The organism is Leisingera sp. ABM4_060 (assembly GCF_056158765.1).
Window position 1 is genome coordinate 141,297 of sequence record NZ_JBSWTX010000002.1, and the last position, 20,628, is coordinate 161,924.

Annotated in this window: 18 protein-coding genes; 7 read left to right on the forward strand and 11 right to left on the reverse strand. The window is 63.1% G+C overall.

The genetic code is table 11. From position 1 onward, the window contains the following. Genes ACXAEH_RS21205 through ACXAEH_RS21230 form a run of 6 tightly spaced genes read right to left on the reverse strand, consistent with a single transcriptional unit; the run spans nt 1 to nt 7,258 of the window. Nucleotides 1–966, reverse strand: a complete 966-nt coding sequence (locus ACXAEH_RS21205) for a D-2-hydroxyacid dehydrogenase (protein ID WP_475035884.1) — start codon at nt 964–966, stop codon at nt 1–3. Next, on the reverse strand, nt 966–1,511 hold the full coding sequence (locus ACXAEH_RS21210; RefSeq protein ID WP_475035885.1) for a hypothetical protein: 546 nt from the start codon (nt 1,509–1,511) through the stop codon (nt 966–968). Before ACXAEH_RS21210 ends, ACXAEH_RS21205 begins: the two co-directional genes overlap by 1 nt. Before the next feature lie 2 nt (nt 1,512–1,513). After that, on the reverse strand, nt 1,514–4,354 hold the full coding sequence (locus ACXAEH_RS21215) for a 2Fe-2S iron-sulfur cluster-binding protein (RefSeq protein WP_475035887.1): 2,841 nt from the start codon (nt 4,352–4,354) through the stop codon (nt 1,514–1,516). Next, nucleotides 4,351–4,617 carry a sarcosine oxidase subunit delta gene (locus tag ACXAEH_RS21220; RefSeq protein ID WP_475035889.1) on the reverse strand — a complete coding sequence of 89 codons (267 nt, stop codon included), beginning with the start codon at nt 4,615–4,617 and terminating at the stop codon, nt 4,351–4,353. The genes ACXAEH_RS21215 and ACXAEH_RS21220 overlap by 4 nt, the downstream gene beginning before the upstream one ends. Nucleotide 4,618: 1 nt before the next feature. Continuing rightward, nucleotides 4,619–5,860, reverse strand: coding sequence for an FAD-dependent oxidoreductase (locus tag ACXAEH_RS21225; RefSeq protein WP_475035890.1), 1,242 nt, complete (start codon nt 5,858–5,860; stop codon nt 4,619–4,621). Nucleotides 5,861–5,905: 45 nt separating this feature from the next. Continuing rightward, nucleotides 5,906–7,258: an MmgE/PrpD family protein gene (locus ACXAEH_RS21230; protein ID WP_475036142.1), complete on the reverse strand. Its 1,353-nt coding sequence runs from the start codon at nt 7,256–7,258 to the stop codon at nt 5,906–5,908. Between the two features lie 219 nt (nt 7,259–7,477). Here ACXAEH_RS21230 and ACXAEH_RS21235 point away from each other — a divergent pair, with 219 nt between their 5' ends. From ACXAEH_RS21235 to ACXAEH_RS21245, 3 genes are all read left to right on the forward strand, one after another. After that, nucleotides 7,478–8,368 carry a LysR substrate-binding domain-containing protein gene (locus ACXAEH_RS21235; protein WP_475035892.1) on the forward strand — a complete coding sequence of 297 codons (891 nt, stop codon included), beginning with the start codon at nt 7,478–7,480 and terminating at the stop codon, nt 8,366–8,368. A gap of 81 nt (nt 8,369–8,449) precedes the next feature. Continuing rightward, on the forward strand, nt 8,450–8,674 hold the full coding sequence (locus tag ACXAEH_RS21240; protein WP_475035894.1) for an AbrB/MazE/SpoVT family DNA-binding domain-containing protein: 225 nt from the start codon (nt 8,450–8,452) through the stop codon (nt 8,672–8,674). After that, entirely contained in the window at nt 8,671–9,057 is a 387-nt protein-coding gene (locus ACXAEH_RS21245; protein ID WP_475035896.1) for a type II toxin-antitoxin system death-on-curing family toxin, read from the forward strand. Before ACXAEH_RS21240 ends, ACXAEH_RS21245 begins: the two co-directional genes overlap by 4 nt. 59 nt (nt 9,058–9,116) lie before the next feature. On the opposite strand, the gene ACXAEH_RS21250 is transcribed toward ACXAEH_RS21245, so the two are convergent. Continuing rightward, nucleotides 9,117–11,534 (reverse strand): GcvT family protein, encoded by a 2,418-nt coding sequence (locus tag ACXAEH_RS21250; RefSeq protein ID WP_475035898.1) that lies wholly within the window; start codon nt 11,532–11,534, stop codon nt 9,117–9,119. 496 nt (nt 11,535–12,030) lie between these two features. Here ACXAEH_RS21250 and ACXAEH_RS21255 point away from each other — a divergent pair, with 496 nt between their 5' ends. The 4 genes from ACXAEH_RS21255 (at nt 12,031) to ACXAEH_RS21270 (ending at nt 14,709) form a co-directional block, all read left to right on the forward strand. Then, nucleotides 12,031–12,357 (forward strand): hypothetical protein, encoded by a 327-nt coding sequence (locus ACXAEH_RS21255; RefSeq protein WP_475035900.1) that lies wholly within the window; start codon nt 12,031–12,033, stop codon nt 12,355–12,357. 93 nt (nt 12,358–12,450) lie between these two features. Next, nucleotides 12,451–12,966 carry a hypothetical protein gene (locus tag ACXAEH_RS21260; protein WP_475035902.1) on the forward strand — a complete coding sequence of 172 codons (516 nt, stop codon included), beginning with the start codon at nt 12,451–12,453 and terminating at the stop codon, nt 12,964–12,966. A 318-nt stretch (nt 12,967–13,284) separates the two neighbouring features. Then, nucleotides 13,285–14,499 (forward strand): sugar-transfer associated ATP-grasp domain-containing protein, encoded by a 1,215-nt coding sequence (locus tag ACXAEH_RS21265; protein ID WP_475035904.1) that lies wholly within the window; start codon nt 13,285–13,287, stop codon nt 14,497–14,499. 33 nt (nt 14,500–14,532) lie between these two features. Next, the gene (locus ACXAEH_RS21270; protein ID WP_475035906.1) at nt 14,533–14,709 is read left to right on the forward strand and encodes a hypothetical protein; all 177 of its coding nucleotides are present in this window, start codon (nt 14,533–14,535) and stop codon (nt 14,707–14,709) included. 189 nt (nt 14,710–14,898) lie between these two features. Here the strand turns inward: ACXAEH_RS21270 and ACXAEH_RS21275 are convergent, their stop codons facing one another. The 4 genes from ACXAEH_RS21275 to ACXAEH_RS21290 form a co-directional block, all read right to left on the reverse strand. Next, the gene (locus ACXAEH_RS21275; protein ID WP_475035907.1) at nt 14,899–16,152 is read right to left on the reverse strand and encodes an aminotransferase class V-fold PLP-dependent enzyme; all 1,254 of its coding nucleotides are present in this window, start codon (nt 16,150–16,152) and stop codon (nt 14,899–14,901) included. 180 nt (nt 16,153–16,332) lie between these two features. Next, nucleotides 16,333–17,061, reverse strand: a complete 729-nt coding sequence (locus ACXAEH_RS21280; RefSeq protein WP_475035908.1) for an aspartate/glutamate racemase family protein — start codon at nt 17,059–17,061, stop codon at nt 16,333–16,335. Beyond that, the gene (locus ACXAEH_RS21285) at nt 17,058–18,341 is read right to left on the reverse strand and encodes an NAD(P)/FAD-dependent oxidoreductase (protein WP_475035910.1); all 1,284 of its coding nucleotides are present in this window, start codon (nt 18,339–18,341) and stop codon (nt 17,058–17,060) included. The genes ACXAEH_RS21280 and ACXAEH_RS21285 overlap by 4 nt, the downstream gene beginning before the upstream one ends. Beyond that, nucleotides 18,338–20,563 (reverse strand): TRAP transporter permease, encoded by a 2,226-nt coding sequence (locus ACXAEH_RS21290; protein ID WP_475035912.1) that lies wholly within the window; start codon nt 20,561–20,563, stop codon nt 18,338–18,340. The genes ACXAEH_RS21285 and ACXAEH_RS21290 overlap by 4 nt, the downstream gene beginning before the upstream one ends. Nucleotides 20,564–20,628: the final 65 nt, after the last annotated feature.

The window sequence follows — 20,628 nt, forward strand, 5'->3', positions numbered from 1 at the left end:
TCAGTATCCCCTTTCAGGATTGACGATATTGCTCAGCGCTTCGCCTTTGCGGTAGCGCATCAGGTTTTCTGAGAACATCTCCACCGATTTCAGGTCCCAGCCCTGGTAGACCGAGGAGCAATGCGGGGTGATGATGACGTTTTCATAGGCCCAGAGGGGGTGTTCCGCGGGCAGCGGCTCGACAGTAAAGACATCCAGCGCCGCGCCGCGGATGCGGTCTGCGTCCAGGGCTGCGAGCAGCGCCGCCTCGTCGATCACGCCGCCGCGGGAGACGTCGATGATCACTGCGGTCTCTTTCATCGCGGCAAGGGCCTCAGCGCCGACGATGCCGCGGGTGCTGTCCAGGAGCGGCACGCAGGTGACGATGAAATCGGCGCGGCCCCAGAGGCCGGGCAGGGCCTCCATGCCGTGCACTTCGTCGACGTTGGGCGTGTTCTTGGGCCGGGCGCGCACGCCGATGGTGCTGAGACCCAGCGCCTTGGACCGGGCCGCTACCGCCTCGCCGGTCTTGCCGAGGCCGATGATCAGCACGGTCTTGCCGTCGATGGGTTCGACCTGCGCCGACAGCCACTCGCGCCGGGTTTGCGCGGTACGGAAGGCGGGCAGGCCGAGGGTGAAATGGAACATCGCCCCAAGCGCGTATTGCGCCATCATGTCCGCCGCCACACCGGCCGAATTGGTGACGGTGAGTGCCGCCGGGTCCCAGGGGTTCATGTGGTCGGTGCCGGAGCCGCCGATTGAAACCCATTTCACCGTCTCCGCGTCCAGCAAAGCCTGGCGCGGAAAAGTAGGTGTGCCGTTGAAGCGCACGGAATAGACCACCTCAGCGCCGGTTTCCGCGACCATCAGGGGCAGGCCTTCGTAGCTGTCGCAGGTGTGGATCTGCAGGTCCGGGTGGCCCTTGGCTAGCACCGCGCGCGCCGGGCCGGGGTTGTCGGTGTGGAGGATGACAACAGGGGATTTCATCATGCGGTCTCCCTTTGAAACTCATCCGCCGCAGTGGCCACGGCATTGGCAAAGAAGGCGGTGGCGGCGATGTCGAACAGCACCGAAAAGCCGGGGGTGCCGCGGTCGTCGCGCCAGGTGATCGCCTCGGTATAGCCGACCCGGGTCTGGGCGATTTCGCCTTGGCCGAATGCGCCTTCGGCAAGGTTCACCGGGCAGATCTTGGCCATCAGGTCAAAGAGATGCGGGCCCGAGAGGTGCATCATCGCCCAGGTTTCCTCGCGCCAGGAATAATAGCCCTTTGGCGCTTCGGCTGCATCCCAGCGGGCGCGCAGGTCTTCCGGGTGGTTCAGAACCACCGCCTCCTCACGGCCCAGGCGCAGCACGCCGCCTGATATGCGGTTCACTTCCGGCACCTCAAAGCCCTGCGCTTGCAGGAAGCTGACCGTGCCGCGGCCTTTGAGGCCAAAACGGGGCGTGCGGCTGTCGTCGCGCAAGCTGACAGGGCCGGTTGTCAGGGGCGTGCCTTCGGCGGCGCCTTGCGGGTCCAGCGGGTAGATACGCATGGTCAAAGCTCCTGCCGTTTGTTGCCGGGGTCAAAGAAGGCATGGCCGCGCACCGGTGTTGTCACCCGGGTGCCATTGCGGCATTTCACCGTGATCGGCGTGCCCTCGGCAGCGTCATCGCCGTGGACGTAGGCCAGCGCGATATGGGTCTTGAGGGTCGGCGACCAGAGGACCGAGGTGACGTGGCCGACGGGGATGTCATCCTTCAGCACCAGGCAGCTTTCGCCCGGCACATCCGCACCGTCGAAGGTCAGCCCTACCAGCTTGCGCGGCAGCCCCTTGTTGCGGCGCATCTCAATGGCGCGCTTGCCGGTAAAGAACGGTTTGGTCTTGGACACCGCCCAGCCAAAGCCCAGCTCATCCGGGGAAGTCAGCGCGTCGGTGTCCTGGCCGATCAGGATGTGGCCTTTTTCCAGACGCAGGATCCGGCTGGCCTCCAGCCCGTAGGGCCGCAGCCCGTGGGCTTCGCCGGCTTGCATCACCGCGTCCCAGAGGGGCTTGGCATAGGTCGAGGGGCAGTGCAGTTCATAGCTCAGTTCGCCGGTGAAACCGATCCGCATGACGCGGACCGGGACACCCGCCACAGTGCCCTTGCGCCCGTCGAGATAGGCAAAGCCGTCGCGGGAGAAGTCGATATCGCTCTCCAGCGCTTCCACCACAGCGCGGGCCTTGGGGCCGGTGATGTTGAGGCCGCTGAAGGCGGAAGTCACGTTCAGCACATCCACATCCAGCCGCCACTGGGCGTTCCAGAACAGCATGTCGGAATAGACCCGCGCCACAGCGCCGGTGGTGGCGGTGACGTAATAGAGGTCCTCGGCCAGCCGGTAGGCAACCCCGTCGTCGATCACCGTGCCCATCTCGTTGGTCATCAGGCAATAGCGGCAGCGGCCCACAGGCTGTTTCTTGTAGGCCATTGTGTAGATGCGGTTGAGGAACTCGCCTGCGTCGGGGCCGCGCACTTCCAGCCCGCCCAATGTGGAGACATCCAGTACGCCAACGCCATTGCGGACGGCGTGGACTTCCTCTTCGATCAGCCATTTGGCGTCTGCCTTCGGCCCATAGAAATAGGGGCGGCGCCAGGCGCCGACCGGGCGCATGTCGGCGCCAAGGCGGATGTGCTCCTGATGCAGGGCAGAACGGCGCTCGGCCGGGTGGTGGTGGCCCGACAGCACGCCCAGCGTTTCCGGCGCAAACGGAGGCCGGGCAGTGGTGACGCCGACCTCGGCCACCTTGCGGTTGGTTGCCTTGGCCACGGTGCGGGCGGTTGCCAGCACCGAGTGGCGGCCCTGCGAGGGACCCATGCCGACGGTGGAGAAACGCTTGACCAGCTCCAGCTCGCTGTAGCCTTCCTTGACCGCGTTCTGCAGATCTTTGACCTGCAAGTCCTCGTCGCGATCAATGAAGTCCTTGCCCTTGGGATGGGCGTTGATGGGGAGTTCGAAGTTGGCGAGCGCCGCTTCGCTGTCCGGGATGGGGGCGATTTCGCGGTTGTCCTTGCCGAGGCGGGCCAGCGCTGTTTGGGCTGCGGCCTGGGCGCTGGCGGTTACCGCGCCGGCGCCGAACAGGCCGGTGACGCCGCCAGCTGCACCGATTGGGGCATCGGGCAGGGTCAGTGAGAACTGCGCGGTGTCCTCGTTATAGCCGAGCTTGGCGCCGGCGTGGCAGGGCAGCTGCCACATCGGAGCATAGCCTACGGAGACGACGGCGAGGTCGCACGCTGTCCATTCGCCGGCCACTTTGACCGCAGAGACATGGGATTTGCCGCGGGCCTCTTCGAAAGCGCCTTGGACAATGCGGACGCCTTTGGCGCGGAGTTCGCCGACCAGCTTTCCGCCGCTGCCGCCGGGGCGCGGATCGGCGAGCACGGCGATGTCTACGCCGGCGTCCAGCAGGTCCAGTGCCACGCGGTAGCCGTCGGGATTGGCGGCCATCACTGCGGCGCGGCTGCCGGGATTGACCGCATAGTGCCGCATCAGCCGCTGCACGGCAGAGCCGAGCATCACGCCGGGCAGGTCATTGTTGCGGAAGATCGCGGGCTGTTCGATGCAGCCGGTGGCCAGGATCACCTCGCGCGCGCGGGTCTTGAACAGCTTGCGCCCCTGGATCAGCGGCAGCCAGTTGTCCTCAAACCAGCCATTGACGGTGGTTCCGGTCATCAGGCGTAGGTTGGGGAGATGGCCCGCCTGATCCAGCAGATCCTGCAGCAGCGCACCATCGCCACGCCGGTAGGTCAGGGCGCCGCCGAGTTCAGGCTCCATCTCGGCCAGGATCACGTCGGCGCCGCCTTCAGCGGCCTCGATCGCGGCGGTCAGGCCGGCATGGCCGCCGCCCGCCACCAGCACGTCGCAGTAGAGGTTGGCCTTCTCGTAGTCCTGATGCGGCGCGTTCAGGTCGATGACGCCGAGGCCCGCCTTCTTGCGGATCAGCGGCTCCCACAGTTTCAGCCAGCTGGAGCGGGAAGGCCCCATGAAGGTGCGGTAGTAGAAGCCGACCGGCATGAAGCGGCCGAGCTTGTCCATGAAGGCGTCGCGGTCGTTCTCCAGCGAGCCGTTGACGTTCTGGGCGGTGACCTGCAGGCCGTCTGAGATCGGGGTGAGGTCGGCCTGGGCGTTGGGGTCGGAGGGCAGCTGCACCAGCGTGTCGGCCTCGGCGCCTGCCATCGACATCAGCCCGCGCGGGCGGTGGTACTTGAACGAGCGCGACAGCATCCACTGGCCGCCTGCTGCCAGGGCGGAGGCGATGACGTCGCCTTCGAAACCTTCGAAAGGCTTGTTCTCAAAGGAGAACCGCAGGGTTTTGGCGCGGTTGATCCGGGAGCCGTAAGGGGCGGGGAGGCGGGTCATTGGGCGGCCTCCAGCTCAGCCGGGTCGAAAGTGCGGATCACTTCGTTGGTGGTGGCGTTGCGTTCGGCCAGGAAGAAGTAGTTGGACGGCACATGGCGCCACCATTCGACGATCACACCACGTGTGTTGTCGGCGCGGAACAAGTGGCGGGCCCAGTCCTGGTCGGAGGTGGTCTCCGGATCGGGGTTTGCCTTCAGCGGCCCGAAGCTTTGAAATTCGTTGATGTTGCGGGGCCCGTTCATCGGGCAGGTCAGGATCTTCATATCAGTGACTCGCAGCCGTGGCGCCCATTTCGTTGAGCAGATCGAAACTGGCAAAGCGTTCCATGGTGAAGGGTTCGAGGATCGGCGCGACCTTCTGATTGGCGATGGTCTGGGCCATGTATTTGCCGGCCACCGGCGTGGCCTTGAACCCCCAGGTGCCCCAGCCGCAGTCGAGCCAGAGATTTTTGAGCGGGCTCGCCCCCATGATTGGCGAATAGTCCGGCGTCATGTCGGTGATGCCGGCCCATTGGCGCAGCAGCCGCACCCCGTGCAGGAATGGGAACAGATGGGTGGCGCCCTCGGCCAGATGTTCCTTCATGTCGAGCGTCGAACGGGTGGAATAGAGCTGGTATGGATCCGAGCCGCCGCCGATCACGATCTCGCCGCGCGAGGACTGCACCAGATAGGTGTGCAGGGAGACGGAGCTGACCAGCGTGTGCAGCCAGGGTTTCAGCGGCTGGGTGACCATCGCCTGCAGCGGGAAGCAGCGGATCGGCAGCTCGACACCGGCTTTCAGGGCCATGTCATAGTTCATACCGCCAACAGCGATCATCACCTGACCTGCGCTGATGGTGCCGCGGTTGGTGCGCACCTTAGTGATGTTTCCGGCCTCAACGTCGAAACCCTCGACCTCAGTGCGCTGGTGGATCTCGACGCCCCGGCGCGCGGCCTGTGCGGCATAGCCCCAGGCCACCGCATCGTGGCGCGCGGTGCCGCCATCGGAGTGCCAGAGGCCGCCGATGATCTCCAGCGGGCCGCCCTCGTCCATGTTCAGATGCGGCGACAGCTCTTTGACCGTCTGGGCGTCGACCACCTCGATGTTGGTGCCTGCATGCTTGCCCATCTCGGCGCGCAAATGGAACGAGCGCAAAGTGGCCTCGGTATGCGCCAGCGTCAACTGGCCGCGCTGGCTGAACATCACGTTGAAGTCCAGCTCCTCGCTCATCTCCTCGTAAAGCCGCACGCCTTCCTTGTAGAAGGCGATACCCTCCTTGGTGATGTAGTTGGAGCGGATGGTGGTGGTGTTGCGGGCGGTGTTGCCGCCGGCCAGGTAACCCTTTTCCAGCACCGCCACATTGGTGATGCCGTGGTATTTCGACAGGTAATGGGCGCAGGCGAGGCCATGGCCGCCGCCGCCGACGATGACCACATCGTAAGAGGGTTTCAGATCGGGGGTCGCCGGAATATCGCCGGTGACCGGGTAGTCCTTGGACAACCCGTATTTCAATAGCCGGAGGGGCATGGCCGGTCCTTCAAATGCCGCGGGTTTGCCCGGGCTTAGTTGGTGTTAGTTGGCAGGCGCGTCGTAGATCAGGCGGCCAAGGTCGGAGAACTTGCTGCCCTCGCGGGTCATGCCCAGCACCGCGTCGCGGATTTCGCCGGCGCGCGATTCACCCAGGGACGGCGAGGCGAACTCCATGAATTTCTGGACCACCTGATCGCGGCTCAGCGGCGCCTCGGGGCCGCCGCGGGCATGGACGTCGCCGCTCTCAATTACGCGGCCATCGGTCAGGGTGACCACCACATCGGCCACCCGGCACATCGGGAAGCGCACCGAGTGGCGCGCGGCCTCGGACACCGAAATCCGCTCGTGGATCGAGGCGACCAGCGGATCGGCGAGGCCCTCGCCCGAAATATGCTCAACCCCGATCCGGCCGTATGCCGCCTGGGTCGCCACCGCGAAAGGCAGCGAATACTGCGCCTGGCTGGTGGTGGCGGGGATACCCGGGTAGAGGCAGGCGCTTTCGTGGAAGGTGTTGATGTGGATCTTGGCGATCTGTTCGTGGTTCAGGTTGTTGTCCAGCATCACCTGGCGCACCGCGTCGATCGGGGCATGGGCCCAGCGGCAAATCGGGTAGGGCTTCACATACTGATGCTCCATCTGCCAAAAGTTGCCCAGGTCCTCCCAGTATTCCGCCACACGATCTTCCTCGATGGTGATCGCCGGTGCGCCGGTAAAGCCTTTCTCGGCCAGGATTGCCGCGGACATGCCAACCATCGCGCCCCAGCCGGAGCCGTCGTGCAGCATCGAGGGGTTGGCGATCTCGCGCATCATCTGGCTGCGGGGGCCGTGGTATTCGGCAATCCCCAGCGCCTGGCGCAGCTGATCGCGGCTGAGGCCGCGCATCCGGGCCGCCATGGCGGCGACACCCAGCGCGTTCCAGGCGCCGGAGGTGTGGTAGTCGCTGACGGTGTTGTGCAGCGACAGGGCCGCGCGGCCTGCCAGCTCATACCCCAGCGTGGTGATGGCCAGCGCTTCCGGCCCCGAAAAATCCGGCACGGTTTCCGCCAATGCCGCAATCGCCGGGATCACCACCACGCCGATGTGGCCCTTGGTCGGGTAATAGCCGTCGTGGCCGTCCAGATTGTCGGTGGCGGTGGCCGAGGCATAGGCGGCGCCGGCGACGCTGACCTTGCGGCCGTCGAACATCATCCGCGCAGCCAGGCCTTCCTCGCCGCAGCCGTAAAGCGCCACCGCGGTTTCGCGGGCGATGCGGCCGGCCTCCATCGGGCCTGCACCGATGGTGATGCCGATGGTATCGAGGAACATCAGCGCCGCGGCCTCGCGGGTGGTTTCCGGCAGGTCGCCTGGGGCGAGGTCAAAGGTGAAATCGGCGGCGCGGTCGAAGGTGGCGGTCATGGCGGCTCTCTCGCTGAGGCGTTCGGGGGCAGTTTTCACGCGTCAGGGTAGGGGGAGAGGCCGCAAGTGACACACAAATTAAAGCGGGTCATAGCCTTGGATTATTTCGTGAAAGCGGTGATAGACGTCGTTTTCTGACAATTGCGGGCCGCTAACCATTGGGAATTGCGGGCCAATCCAAAGCATGGGAACATGGCCCCCGAAACCGCTGCCGGATCCATGATGAAGAATCTCCCCCATTTGACCTTTCTCCGTTCGTTTGAGGCCGCCGCGCGGTATCTGAGCTTTACCTCAGCGGCGGATGAGCTGAATTGCACCCAGTCGGCGGTCTCCAACCATGTGCGCAGCCTGGAGGAATTCATCGGCCGGCCGCTGTTTGTGCGCCACCCGCGGTCACTGTCGCTGACCGATGTGGGGGAGGCCTATCTGCCGTCCGTGCGCCATGCGCTGCAGGAGATTGATTCAGCTACGCAGCTGCTGATCTCGCAAAGCCACAAGCGGGAGGTGGTGATCTCCTGCCCGGTCAGCCTGGCGGAGAAATGGCTGATCAATGTGGTTGAAGACTTCACCAAGACCCACCCGGATATCGATCTGACGATTCACAGCACCATCTGGGTGGATGTGGAGACCAATGTTTCGGACATTTCGATCACCATCAACCACGTGGATGACGTGATGGGACCGGCGGTGAAGCTGTGGGACGAGAAGCTGGCGCTGGTGTGCGCGCCGGATTACCAGGTCAGCGGTGAGCCAATGATCCGGCCTGAACAGCTGGCTGATGCCAAGCTGATCCACATCCTGGGGCGCCCGATCTATTGGGAAAAAATCGCCAAACATTATGGACTTACGGGGATTGAGCATAAGGGCGGGCTGCAGACCAACTCCTCTAACATGGGGCTGGAATTTGCGGTGCAATCGCTTGGCTGCGTGGTGCTGCCGAAATCGTTGGTGCGGGCACACGTGGCGGACGGGCGGCTGGTGGAGCCGTTTGATTTCGACCTCGACTGCCCCTGGACCTATTTCGCCACCTTCAAGGACAAGGCCGCCACGCCTTCGGTCAAGCATTTCAAGGCTTGGCTGCTGAAGGCTGCCGCGGAGATGGAACTGTAGCCTTGACGCCGTCAGCAGGGCGGCATTGAAATTTGGCAACTTTGCCCGTATATACGCATATATATACACACGAGGCCTGCCATGATTGAGACCAAGATCAGGAAAGTCGGAAACTCTGCCGTCCTCACGCTGACGACGGAGATGTTGACGATGCTGGACGCAAAGGAAGGCGACACGTTGTTTGTGGTGCGCGGCGATGACGGCAGCCTCAAGGTGATGGCGCATGACCCCTCGGTGGCCGAGGCGCTGGCCGCGGCCGAAATTGTGATGGATGAGAACCGGGATCTGCTGCAGGCGCTGGCGTGAGCCGTTACACATGGGTGCCGCTGGCAGCTGTTACTGTCATACATGACCGCCAGATTGCCCGCCACGGCGGCGCGGCGGGGATGCGTGACAAGGCTTTGCTGGAGATGGGCTGTGCCCGAGCAATGAATTTGGCGGCTTATTCGGATGCCGGGGTTGCCGAGGTGGCCGCGGCCTATGCCTTTGGCATCGCCAAGGCGCATGCCTTTGTCGACGGCAACAAGCGCACCGCCTTTGTGACCGCCGTCACCTTTCTGCGCCTGAACGGCTTCCAGTTCCGTCCAGACCCGGTGGAGGGTGTGCGGATGATGGAAGACCTCGCCACCGGGGATGTGGATGAGGCCAGTTTTGCAGAGTGGCTGACGGCCGGGATGCAGCCGGTCTGATTTCCCACCAGTTCTGCAATAGAGAAAGCCGCCCCGAAGGGCGGCTTTCTTGTCCCGGATCAAGCCCGCAGACGTGCGCCCGAAGGGTCAAAGGCAGCGGTTTCCAGAATGCGCGCCTTGTGCGGCTTGCCCAGGATGTAGACCTCAACGTCATCGCCCGGCTTGGCATTTTCGGGGTTGGCGTATCCCAGCGCCAACGACTTGCCGACCGAATAGCCATAGGCGCCCGAGGTGACCCGGCCCACCGGCTTGCCGTCCGGGGTGAAGACCGGCTCGCCGCCCGACGCATCGGCGTTGTTCACCGCGTCGATCTCGAATCCGACCAGCACTTCGCGCGGGGCGTTGTCTTTGACCTTCAGATAGGCGTCTTTGTTGAGGAAGTCCTTGTCCAACTTGACCAGCCCGGCCAGGCCCACTTCCTGCGGCCAGTATTCCTGGCTGTACTCGCGGCCCCAGGAGCCATAGCCCTTTTCGATCCGCAGCGAGCCAAGTGCACGGCCGCCAACCGGGCCGCCGTCGAACTCTGCCGCAGCTGCCAGCAGCGCGGAATACAGCTTGACCTGGTCTTCTTCGGCGCAGTGCAGCTCCCAGCCCAGGTCGCCGGTGAAGGAGACGCGGATCGCCAAGCATTCCACGCCTGCCACCTCGATGGTGCGCGAGCGCATGAAGCGGAAGGCCTCGTTCGACAGATCCGCATTGGTCATCCGCTGCAGCATGTCGCGCGATTTCGGACCGGCCACGTTGAAGCCTGCGATGCGGTTGGTGGCGACCTCAAAGGTGGTACCTTCGGGCAGTTCCACCATATTGAAGAAACGCTGGTGATAGCGCTCCGCCATGCCGGAGCCGACCATCATGTACTCATCATCTGCGACCTTGGTGATGGTAAAGTCACCAGCCACACCGCCGCGCACGGAAATCAGCGGGGTCAGGCAGCTGCGGCCCACCTCGGTCGGCACCTTGTTCGCCACCAGCTGGTCCAGCCAGTTATAGGCGCCCGGGCCTTTGATGACGTAATTGGCAAAGTTCGAGATGTCGATGACGCCGACGTTTTCGCGCAGTATGTTCACTTCGCGGCCAACCGGCTCCCACCAGTTCTGGCGGGTGAAGCTGTTGGTGTCGGTGGTGCCGGGCACGCCGGAGAACCACAGGGGATGCTCCCAGCCGCAGTTGAGGCCAAAGACGCAGCCCATTTCCTTTTGCATTTCGTACGCGGGGCGCACACGGGCAGGGCGGCCGGCGCTGCGTTCCTCGTTCGGGAAATGGATGGCAAAGCGGTGCGCGTACTGGTCCTCGACCCGGGCCTTGGTGAACTTCTTGTCGGCCCAGTCGCCAAAGCGTGCCAGATCCCAGGCGAACATGTCGTATTGCGGCTCGCCCTCGATCATCCACTGCGCGGCCAGCAGGCCCAACCCGCCGGACTGCGAGAAGCCGGGGATGATGCCGGTGCAGCAGAAGTAGTTTTTCAGCTCCGGCACCGGGCCCCAGATGGCGTTCGAATCCGGCGACCAGATCATCGGGCCGTTGATGACGCGCTTGACGCCTGCGGTCTCTGCGCAAGGAACCCGCTCGGTGGCACGGATCACGTTTTCCATGATCCGGTCCAGATCGTCGGGGAACAGCTCATGCGCGAAGTCCAGCGGAGTGCCCTCTTCGGCCCAGAACCGCATGTCCTTCTCATAGGCGCCGATCAGGAAGCCATTGCCCTCCTGGCGGAAGTAGTATTCGCCGTCGCGGTCGGCGATCGAGGGCAGGCGGCGGCCCAAGTTGGCGACTTCGTCGATGGTTTCAGTCACGAAATACTGGTGCTCGGTCGGCTGCAGCGGCAGGGTGAGGCCCGCCATGGCCGCCACTTCGCGGCCCCAGAGACCGCCTGCGTTCACCACCCATTGCGTATGGATGTCGCCTTTTTCGGTCTTCACGATCCAGGAGCCGTCGGGCTGCTGCTCGGTGCCGATTACCGGGCAGAACCGTTCGACCTGGGCACCCATGGCGCGGGCGCCCGCGGCATAGGCCATGGTCACGCCCGAGGGGTCGACGTTGCCGCCGTCGGGTTCATACATGATGCAGCGGATGTCGTCGAACTGCGCCAGCGGGTGCAGTTCCTTGGCCTGTTCGCGGCTCACCTCGTGGAAGTTCAGGCCATAGTATTTCGCCTTGGCCTCCTGCAGGCGCAGCTGGTGCTCGCGCTCTTCGGTTTTGGCAAGATACAGGGAGCCGGGCTGGAACACGCCGCAGCCTTGGCCGGTTTCCTTCTCCAGCTCCTTATAGAGGTTCATCGTGTAGTGCTGGATGCGGGTCACGTTGTTGTTGTCGTGCAGCCCGTGGATGTTGGCCGCCGCGTGCCAGGTGGAGCCGGCTGTCAGCTCGTCGCGCTCCAGCAGAACCACGTCGGTCCAGCCAAGCTTGGCCAGGTGGTAGAGGATCGAACAGCCAACCAGTCCGCCGCCGATAACAACTGCCTGTGCATGGGTTTTCATGCGTCATGTTCCCTTGCCTGCGTGCCAGAAACGGCACCCCCTGCAGGCTAGGGAGGGCCGTCAATTCCTTCTTGGCGACCCTAGCGGCGGCAACCTCAGATGACCCGTGAAGAATTCAAACCCATTGCCCCCGGATTTTCTTGGTCATCGAACAGATGCAATTGAAGAAGACCGCCAGCCCCTGATCAGTTGTTGTCGGACCTATGAAATAACTGCCATTTATGGGGGTTTTCTGCCAGTCCGACACTAGGTTATTTGCCACCGGCCGGTCTTCGATCGGTGGTTTTGTTTTAATTCAATGGCTTAAGCGAAATTCGCCAATTACCTGTTGCGGGGGCACGTGTCCCCCTTGAAGATCAGCTCCAACTGTTGACTGAAATGGTCGTATTGAGCAGGTCTGAATCTCAAACCTGGCCAGGTTCTTTCCTTCATTTTCCTGAACGAAAGATGTGCAATCGGGATCCAGACGGCGCGGCGCGCCGGGAAAGGGCCAGCTATGTCCAAGATCAAGTTCATCGAAGCAGAGTTCCACAATGCCGACAAGGACCGGCGGGCAATACGGCAGCGCTTGCAACGGTTCTTGACGGTGCGCCGCGCTCTCGAACGCGGCATTGTGCCTCCGGACCCTGAGGATCGTGACGACCGCCTTCGGTGGGAAAACGAACTGATGCAGGTTGGTCTCGGACGCGAAGATCAGGACCGCGTGGACCGCGGGGTAAGCCGGCTGGCGGAACGGCGGGCTGCGGCCGTCGGCTTCTCCCATCTTAATCACGATAAGAGGAGGGCGCTGGCGGTGCTGCGCGACGGCGTAAACCTGATCTGAATACGGACCGAACATCAAGCGGATGAAATCGCAGCGGGGATACATGCAGATATGCCCTGGATGGCCCCTGCAACAGATCTTCTTTGGAAGCCGATGCGGCGTTCGATCCGAAATGGGGACGCAGCCTTCCGCCTGCCTCCTGTGCTGCTGGACGGTCCTCCGGGGATCGGAAAAAGCATGTGGGCCCGCCAGTTGAGCACAGCGCTTGGAGTGCCGCGTTGCGGTGTCGAGGCGATGACGGAGCAGGCATCGTTCGGAATTGTGGGTTCTCAGCGCGGCCGGCCCGGCATAATTTCCTGCTGTGCTTTCATGATACTGGGTATTGGGGAAGCTGCGGGAAAGTGTCTGATTGCGGAAAGGACCGGCGAAGCTGTTCTGGAAACGGTTTCCGTGCCGGGTGAGGCCAAGCAGTGGATCACGCCCGAAGCCATGGGCTGCTTCCGCAGCAAGTACGTGATCTTCAAGGATCTTCTGATCGTGGCGAAATGCAAGGAAAGGCAGTTGAAACGATTGCCGGCTGTTCAGGAAGGGAAGCCGGCTTTCGACCCAAGGACTCTGGGTGCGTTTCTTTACCGAAGGGCTGACTTGCCGGACTCCTTGGAAATCTGACCGCCCAACGAATGCACTATCCAGATTGCCGCCTTCGGGTGGCACTTTTTTGGAACATTCGATGGCAGGTAATCCCGTGGAAAATGGCAAAAAGGCCGCCCCGGTTGGTTTTGCGCAGATGCGGGGCGTTTGAAAACACCGGCTTACACGGCGGGCACTGGCCTCAATGGCATTATCCCAGTGGCCACGGCCTCAGTTGAACCGGCCGTCCATAAATGAAGTTAAGAAAAACTACCTGCAATCAAAGGTTGCCAAACTTCTGACAGATTCCCACAGTAGCTCGGCGTGATAAAACATTGATAAACAGGAAATTTCGCCGTGGCAGATACAGGTATTTCCAAAAAAGACACTTCTCTTCTGGCCGGGCCGGACAGTTCCGGCTCGCTCAGGGCGGGAGAGGCTGCACCAGTCATCTCGCAGGTTCAGAAAGAATTTGGTGTTCATCCGCTGCGCCAGATGCGGGACATCATCACCGGCCGCATGAGCGCGCGCAGAATTGGTTCAAACGAATACTATAACTTGCGCCTGTTCAACCCTGAGCTTTCCCCGGCAGAGAAGGCCGGATTTCTGGGGCAGGGGGCAACCAATGCCATGAATGCGGGGATGAATCCGCTGGAGCTGGTGCCGGCAGCCTATTTCATCAAGAACAAGCTGCTTTATTCGGCCTTGCTGTCCAAACTGGAAATCCCAACAACCGCGACGCAGGCAGTGTTCAGCAAATCTATCTATGCCGGCAACCTGCCAACGCTGCGCAGCAGGGCAGAGCTGGAAGCGTTCCTGCAGGACCCGTCCAGGTATCCGCTCTTCGGCAAGCCGTTCAACGGATCCCTGTCCGTCGGGTCCGTGCGCATCGAATCTCTGGAAGACGGCCATTTGAAGCTCTCCAACGGGCGGCGCCTCAAAATTGAAGACTTCGCAAAGGAAGTTGCGGAGAAGTATCCGAATGGCTTTTTGCTGCAAAGTGCGCTCATGCCGCACCCGGAGGTTGCTGCCATTGCGGGGCTTGCCACGGCATGTGTCCGGGTCGTCAGCGTGAATGACGGCAGCGCGATCCGCCCGGTTTATGCGGTATGGAAACTGCCGGCGCCAAACGCCATGTCCGACAATTTCTGGCAAAAAGGCAGCCTGATCGCCTCGCTGGACCTGGAGAGCGGTACCGTGCGCGCCTGCCGCCGGGGAACCGGGATGGCAACCGAGTGGCTGACGCATCACCCCGAAACACAAGCTGAAATAGTTGGGAAGACCTTGCCCATGTGGCCGGAAACACTGGAGCTTGCCCGCAATGCGCATCTAGTCTTTCCAGAGTTCGGCGTCTGCGGGTTTGACATCGCGCTTACACCGGAAGGCCCGGTCATTGTCGAATGCAACGATAATCCGGCGCATATGCTGTATCAGCTGGCGTCGCAAACCGGGATCCGGTCGGATGAGCTGGCCCCGGTCTGGGACAAAGTGGCCGCGCGCCAGCGGGCAAGGCTTGAGCAGCACAAGGCCGCGCGCAAGAAATCGGCAAAGAAGCGCGGTGTGCGCGCCTGAAAGCTTCAATAATTTTTAGCGGAGAAACAGCCTATGTCACGTGGCATCGTTAAACTCATCGTCGCTCTGGTTTTCGGAGTGCTCGGGTTCCTTCCGGTGATTGGAATTGTGTTCTATGGCCTTGCGGCGCTCTGGACGGTCTGGGGTGTCTGCCTGATAGGTTCCAGCATTGCCTCGGCGTTTTCGCGGGACGGCGGGAAGGCCGTCTGACAACCAGGTCACAGCCGGTGCCAGCGGCAGCTTTCGCCGCGGGCAAGGGCAAGAACGCTCTGTTCGCGAAGTGAAGCGGGCATTTGTACCAGGCCGCTTACGGACCAGATTGCCGCCCGGGGGCGGCAATCCTTTGCAACGGCCGTTGGCCTTGGCCCGCGCTTTCCGGCGCGGCCGGATATTGCCGCGTCAGCCGGTGATTTCTTTCATCACGCCCAGGAACTTCGCCACTTCGCCGATGCTGTTGTAGTGGCACATGGAGACACGGACGCAGCTGTCCATGCCCAGGGGCGTCAGGATATTGCCGGAGTAGTGATCCGCCTTGCGCAGATGGGTGCGGATGCCCTGTTCGTTCAGGCGTTTCACCACATCCACCGAGGGCACCCCTTCGACTGTCAGTGACACCAGGCCCTCGCGCGCGGGGTTGTCCGCGCCGCCCAGGATGGTGACACCCTCCATTTCCGAGAGGCCGGGCAGGTTGCCGGTGCCGTGGATCATCGCATCGGTCAGGGCCTTTTCATGCGCGTGGATCGCCTCGCCCGCCGCCACGAATTTTTCACGCCGGTCCGTGGCACCGCTGACCTCGCCGCCGAGCCACTCCAGGTAATCGGCCACATCCGACAGGGTGGCATAGCTGCCGGTGTCGCGGGTGCCCATTTCCCAGTTGTCCTCCGGCCCGTCGATCAGTGCGTTATGCGGCACATGAGTCAGCCGGTCCGAGATCCAGGCCAGCCCGTAGCCATGGCGCGAAAACATCTTGTAGGGGGAGATCACATAGCCGTCGACGCCGTATGCGGTCAGGTCGATGCGGCCATGGGCGGCGTGCTGGATGCCGTCGACGATGATCAGGCAGTCCGGCGCCACTTCGCGGATGGCGGCGGCGCAGGCGGCCAGATCGACGCCCATGCCGGTCACCGGCGAGGTGTGGACGATGGTGGCTACCACTGTGTCAGGGGTGACTGCCTTGGCATAGGCGTCAGCGGTGAGAGTGCCGCTGGCGTCGTCATGTTCGATCAGCACATGCTTCTGCCGCGCCACGCCGGCCCAGCGGGCGCAAGCGGAGCGGGTGGCCGGATGCTCCAGCGTCGAGCCCAGCACGGTGCCGCCTTCGCCCCTGCCGAGGCAAGCGTTCATGATCAGGCGGAACAACAGCTCGGTGCCGCTTTCGCCGGCAAAAAACTGTCCGCCCGGCGCATTCATGAAGACGCGCATGTCGTCCTTGGCCTTGGTGATCACCCGCACCAGTTCGTGGCTGCCCGGGTTGTCGCGGCCCTGGTTGTCGGCGATGGCAGCGTATTGCGCTGATGTCTCCACCACCGATTTCAGCGTCAGCGCGCCGCCGGCGTTTTCAAAGAAGATGCGGCTGCCTTGCTGCGGGCAAGTGTCGACCTGGGCAAAACGGTCCCGGATTTGGTCTAGCAGAGTGTCGGTGATCTGGCTCATGATGGTCCTATCAGGCGGAATTAGCGTTTCCGCGCCAGATTAAGGGCCAGAGCCGCGCATCACATGCAAAAGATTTGGGGGCTCAGAGCCGGAAATCTCTGTGGCAGTCAGCACCGCCCGGAAAGACTTCCATAAAGAGACGGCCCGCCCGGCTGCAGGCCGGGCGCTGCTCTCAGCGTTTCAGGTGATGAAGCCGCCAAACGGCGCGCGCAAAGCCGCCCTGTGCACCATCTCCGACAGGGTGACGATGTCAAACACCGGCCGGTTCAGCTCCGCCTGCAGCGCATGGGCATAAGGCGGCAGGTCGGTGCATTCCAGCACGATCGGGCCGATCTCCGGGTTGCGGGCGATCATGCCCTTGGCCGCGGCCAGCAGCTCCGCCTCGACCTTGGCCAGATCCATCGCGGTGCGCTCATTGCGCAGGATCACGGTGGAAAACTCCTCCGCATCGTCCAGCCCCTGCACCACAATCGGGGTGTGTTCGGCGCCGACACCCTTCAAATGCGCCTCGGTCAGGCTGCCGGCGGAGGCGGTGATCACCCCCACCGTCCGCCCGGTCATCTGATGCGCCAGCGGCACCTGGATCAGCGAGGAGACAAACACGGGCACATTCACCGCCGCTGCGATCTCCCGTTGGAAAATCGCCAGAAACCCGCAGGATCCGGTGATCGCCCGCACCCCCTTGGCCTCCAGCCGCCTGGCGGCGTCGATCAGCCGCTCCTTCATCTCGCCGGTCGGGTTGGCCAGCAGTTTCGGCACGGTGATCCCGTCCAGCATTTCATAAAGCGTGGTGAACGCCAGGCTGGAGGGGTTCTTGATATGGCCGGGGGGTTTGGGGAAATAGCTTTCCAGCGCCAGCACGCCGATGGAGACGCCGCAGATATTCTGCCCGCCGGGATGGATGGTCATGTCTTGATCCTTTCATACCGCCGCGCGCGGAATGGCGCGAGGTCTTCGTTCATCGGGGTTTGGCTCACGATATCCGCCACCAGCCGCCCGGTTTTCGGCGCCATCATCAGCCCGTAGTGGCTGTGGCCAAAGGCGGCGATCAGGTCGGGGAAGCCCTCGACCTCGCCAATGCAGGGCAGGCTGTCGGGCAGGCTGGGGCGCTGGCCGGACCAGGTGTCCATGTCGGCAGCCTGCAGGTCCGGCAGCAGCGCCTTGGCCAGCTCCACCAGCCCGTCGAGGCGTTTCTGATTGAGCGGCTGATCAAGGCCCGCGAATTCCGCGGTACCGGCCACCCGCAAGCCTTCCTCCATTGAGGAGGCCACGAATTTCATGTCCATATCCATGATCGAGTTGTTCAGCGCGACGCCAGGGGAACGGAACGATACATGGTAGCCGCGCTCCAATTCCATCGGGATTTTGATGCCCAGCGGCTTCAGCAATTCACCTGACCACACACCCATCGCCAACACCAGCTTGGGCGTCCAGTCCTGGCCTGCTTCGGTGGTATAGGACCAGCCGCCGGTCTCAGACGGCAGGATGCCCCGCACGGTCTGGGCCAGGATCTCGCCGCCCATGGATTGGAACTTCTCCGCCAGCACGGTGCAGATACGGCCCGGAGAAGTTGCCCGCGCCTGGCCCTTGATCAGGATTGCGGCCTGGAACTCCTGCGTCAGCGCCGGTTCCAGATCGCGCAGCTCGGCCGCGCCGACCCGCTCCAGCTCAGCACCGCGCTCACGGCGCATCCGGTAGTCGACGGAACCCAGGTCGGCGGCGTCCGCATTGCGGAAGGCATGGACGTAATAGCTGTCTTGCACCAGATCCTCGTGGCCAGTGCCCGCCAAATGCAGCCGGTACATTTCCACGCAGTTGCGGTTCAGCGTGTCCATCGCGTCAGAGATCTGCTGGATCCGCCCCTCGCGCCCTTCGGACAGGAACCGCAGCCCCCAGGGCGCGACCTTGGGCAGGTAGCCGGGCTTCACCGAGACCGGCCCCAGCGGGTCCAGCAGCCAGCCCGGCACTTTCTTCCACAGCCCCGGCATCGACTGCGGCACCACCGACCAGGGGGAGATGATGCCCGCGTTGCCGTAAGAGGTCGCCTGTCCCGGTGCATCCCGGTCAATCAGCCGGACCCGCAGCCCCCGCTCGGCCAATGACAAGGCCGAGCAGATGCCGACGATCCCGGCCCCCAGGACCGTTACGTCAGGGGTGGAGTGCCTATCGGCGGAGGCCGGGCCGCTCATTGAGCGGCCTCAGCCTGAAGTTTGCGCTGCTGGCCCAGCTGTTGCACCAGCGCAGGCGCCATGATCACCAGTGCCGCGATGTCAGAGCCGCCCGACGGTGCCACCAGCAGGAGCCCGCCAATGGCCATCAGCAGCCGCCAGATGCCGCTGAGCGGTGCCAGGAAATAGGCCGACACAGCCGTGGCAATCGCAAACACACCCAAGGCGCAGGTGCCAGTCACCTGGATGAAGCCGGCCCAGGTGAAATACTCCGGCAGCACGATCAGCATCACCGGCGCATAGACAAACACCATCGGCACCATCAGCTTGCCCAGACCCAGGGTGAAGGCATTGAGGCCGGTGCGGAACGGGTTGGAGCCCGCAATCCCCGCCGCCGCATAGGCCGAGGCGCAAACCGGGGGGGTGATTTCGGAAATCACACCGTAGTAGAGCACGAACATATGCGTCGCCAGCGGCGGCACGCCCAGCTGGCTGAGGGCCGGCGTCGCAACCGCCACCAGCATGATGTAAAGCGCGGTGGTCGGCAGGCCGGCCCCCATCAGGATACAGGCCATGGCGATCAGCACCAGCGACAGGAACTGCTGGATCGACGGCTGGCTGAAGGCCTCGATCGAGGTCCAGTCCAGAAACGGTGCCAGAGCAGCCGCCATATCCGCAGCACCTCCGGTGACCATGAAGCCGAGGCGGAAGCCGACGCCGGTGGTGTTGATGACACCCACCACGATGCCGACCGCAGCCGATGCCGCGCCCACGGCCAGCGCATACTGCACGCCGACGTGGAAGCTGTCGAACAGGTCGCGGAACTTCTGCCGCTCGTTGCGGTGCAGACAGGCGAGGATGGTCAGCGCTGCCAGCATCCCGGCCATGACGGGGCTGTAGCCTTCACCGGAATAGGGCGAAGCCTTCCACAATATGAACCCGAGCAAAGCAAAGGGGATCAGCATGGTCGCGGGCTTGTTGAAGGCGCAGAAACCGGTGACCACACACAGGCTGAGGCCGATAAACGCTGCCATATTCGGCGAATAGCCTGAGAACAGCACCAAGAGGAGCGCAATCAGCGGAATGATCGTGTACCAGCCATCCTTCCAGACCTGCAGGAACTTGGGCAGCTGGTCCTTGGGGTAGGCGGTCAGGCCCAGCTTTTTGGCGGTGAAATGCACAATCGAGATCACCCCGATGTAGTGCATCATCGCCGGCACAATCGCCGCAATCACGATGGTGGTGTAGGGCACCTCCAGATACTCGGCCATCAGGAAGGACGCGGCGCCCATGATCGGCGGCGTGATCTGGCCGCCTGCCGAGGCCGCTGCCTCAACCCCGCCTGCGAAATGGCCGGGGTAGCCGAGTTTTTTCATGTTGGGGATGGTCAGCGAACCGGTCGAGACCGTGTTGGCAATCGACGAGCCGGAAATGGTGCCGAAAAAGGCCGAGGACACAACCGACACTTTCGCGGGCCCGCCGGTGTAACGGCCGGCCAGCAGCATGGCGTTATCGACAAAGAACTGCCCCAGCCCCATCCGCTGCGCCACCACGCCGAACAGCACAAAGTGGAACACCACGGTGGAGACCACCCACAGCGTCACGCCGAAAATGCCTTCGGAGGGGAAGTACATGTTGTTGACGAACTGCTGCCAATTCACACCCGGATGCTTCAGGATCTGCGCGGGCATATAAGGCCCAAACAGCGCATAGATCATGAACACCAGGATGATCAGCGGCAGCACAAATCCGATGGTGCGCCGGGCGATTTCCAGCACCGTCAGGATCAGCACCGAGCCGAAAAACACGTCGAGGCCGGACGGGTTGCCCTGTCGCAGCGCCTGCTCGGCGATGTCAAAACCGAACATGTCAAAGCCGCGCCAGCTGACCCAGAGGAACAGCGCCGCCGCCATGCTGAGCCCGGTGAGCGCCCAGTCATAGAGCGGCACATTGCCCGGGCGCAGCGGGTTCGGCCCGCGCCATTCCAGGCTGCGCGCCGACTTGATCAGCGGAAAGCCCACAAAGATGAACAGGAACAGCCCTGCAAGGTGAATGCCCATATGCACATGGTCCACCGGCGTGCCGAAACCGGCCGTCCACAGATGGTAAAGGGCAAAAGCGATGGAGGCCCAATAGATGACGCCGGTCAGCTTGGGTCCGTTGTCGCGCGTGTTCAGAGCGGAGTCGTACTGCTTCTCCAGCTCCTCAAGCGCCTTGTTGTCGAGATGCGTGTCCAGGGACATCGGGGTCTCCAGTTCCAGGAGTTTCGCCGGTGCAAGCGCCGTGCATCCGCCGCAGCAACCAAAGG

What these genes read in the sequence shown, in the direction of transcription:
- ACXAEH_RS21255 (WP_475035900.1), top strand. Translation starts at nt 12,031, where the DNA reads ATGTCCAAGATCAAGTTCATCGAAGCAGAGTTCCACAATGCCGACAAG.
- ACXAEH_RS21260 (WP_475035902.1), top strand. Translation starts at nt 12,451, where the DNA reads ATGCGGCGTTCGATCCGAAATGGGGACGCAGCCTTCCGCCTGCCTCCT.
- ACXAEH_RS21290 (WP_475035912.1), bottom strand. Translation starts at nt 20,563, where the DNA reads ATGTCCCTGGACACGCATCTCGACAACAAGGCGCTTGAGGAGCTGGAG.
- ACXAEH_RS21215 (WP_475035887.1), bottom strand. Translation starts at nt 4,354, where the DNA reads ATGACCCGCCTCCCCGCCCCTTACGGCTCCCGGATCAACCGCGCCAAA.
- ACXAEH_RS21220 (WP_475035889.1), bottom strand. Translation starts at nt 4,617, where the DNA reads ATGAAGATCCTGACCTGCCCGATGAACGGGCCCCGCAACATCAACGAA.
- ACXAEH_RS21240 (WP_475035894.1), top strand. Translation starts at nt 8,450, where the DNA reads ATGATTGAGACCAAGATCAGGAAAGTCGGAAACTCTGCCGTCCTCACG.
- ACXAEH_RS21230 (WP_475036142.1), bottom strand. Translation starts at nt 7,258, where the DNA reads ATGACCGCCACCTTCGACCGCGCCGCCGATTTCACCTTTGACCTCGCC.
- ACXAEH_RS21285 (WP_475035910.1), bottom strand. Translation starts at nt 18,341, where the DNA reads ATGAGCGGCCCGGCCTCCGCCGATAGGCACTCCACCCCTGACGTAACG.
- ACXAEH_RS21225 (WP_475035890.1), bottom strand. Translation starts at nt 5,860, where the DNA reads ATGCCCCTCCGGCTATTGAAATACGGGTTGTCCAAGGACTACCCGGTC.
- ACXAEH_RS21235 (WP_475035892.1), top strand. Translation starts at nt 7,478, where the DNA reads ATGATGAAGAATCTCCCCCATTTGACCTTTCTCCGTTCGTTTGAGGCC.
- ACXAEH_RS21270 (WP_475035906.1), top strand. Translation starts at nt 14,533, where the DNA reads ATGTCACGTGGCATCGTTAAACTCATCGTCGCTCTGGTTTTCGGAGTG.
- ACXAEH_RS21210 (WP_475035885.1), bottom strand. Translation starts at nt 1,511, where the DNA reads ATGCGTATCTACCCGCTGGACCCGCAAGGCGCCGCCGAAGGCACGCCC.
- ACXAEH_RS21205 (WP_475035884.1), bottom strand. Translation starts at nt 966, where the DNA reads ATGAAATCCCCTGTTGTCATCCTCCACACCGACAACCCCGGCCCGGCG.
- ACXAEH_RS21280 (WP_475035908.1), bottom strand. Translation starts at nt 17,061, where the DNA reads ATGACCATCCATCCCGGCGGGCAGAATATCTGCGGCGTCTCCATCGGC.
- ACXAEH_RS21250 (WP_475035898.1), bottom strand. Translation starts at nt 11,534, where the DNA reads ATGAAAACCCATGCACAGGCAGTTGTTATCGGCGGCGGACTGGTTGGC.
- ACXAEH_RS21275 (WP_475035907.1), bottom strand. Translation starts at nt 16,152, where the DNA reads ATGAGCCAGATCACCGACACTCTGCTAGACCAAATCCGGGACCGTTTT.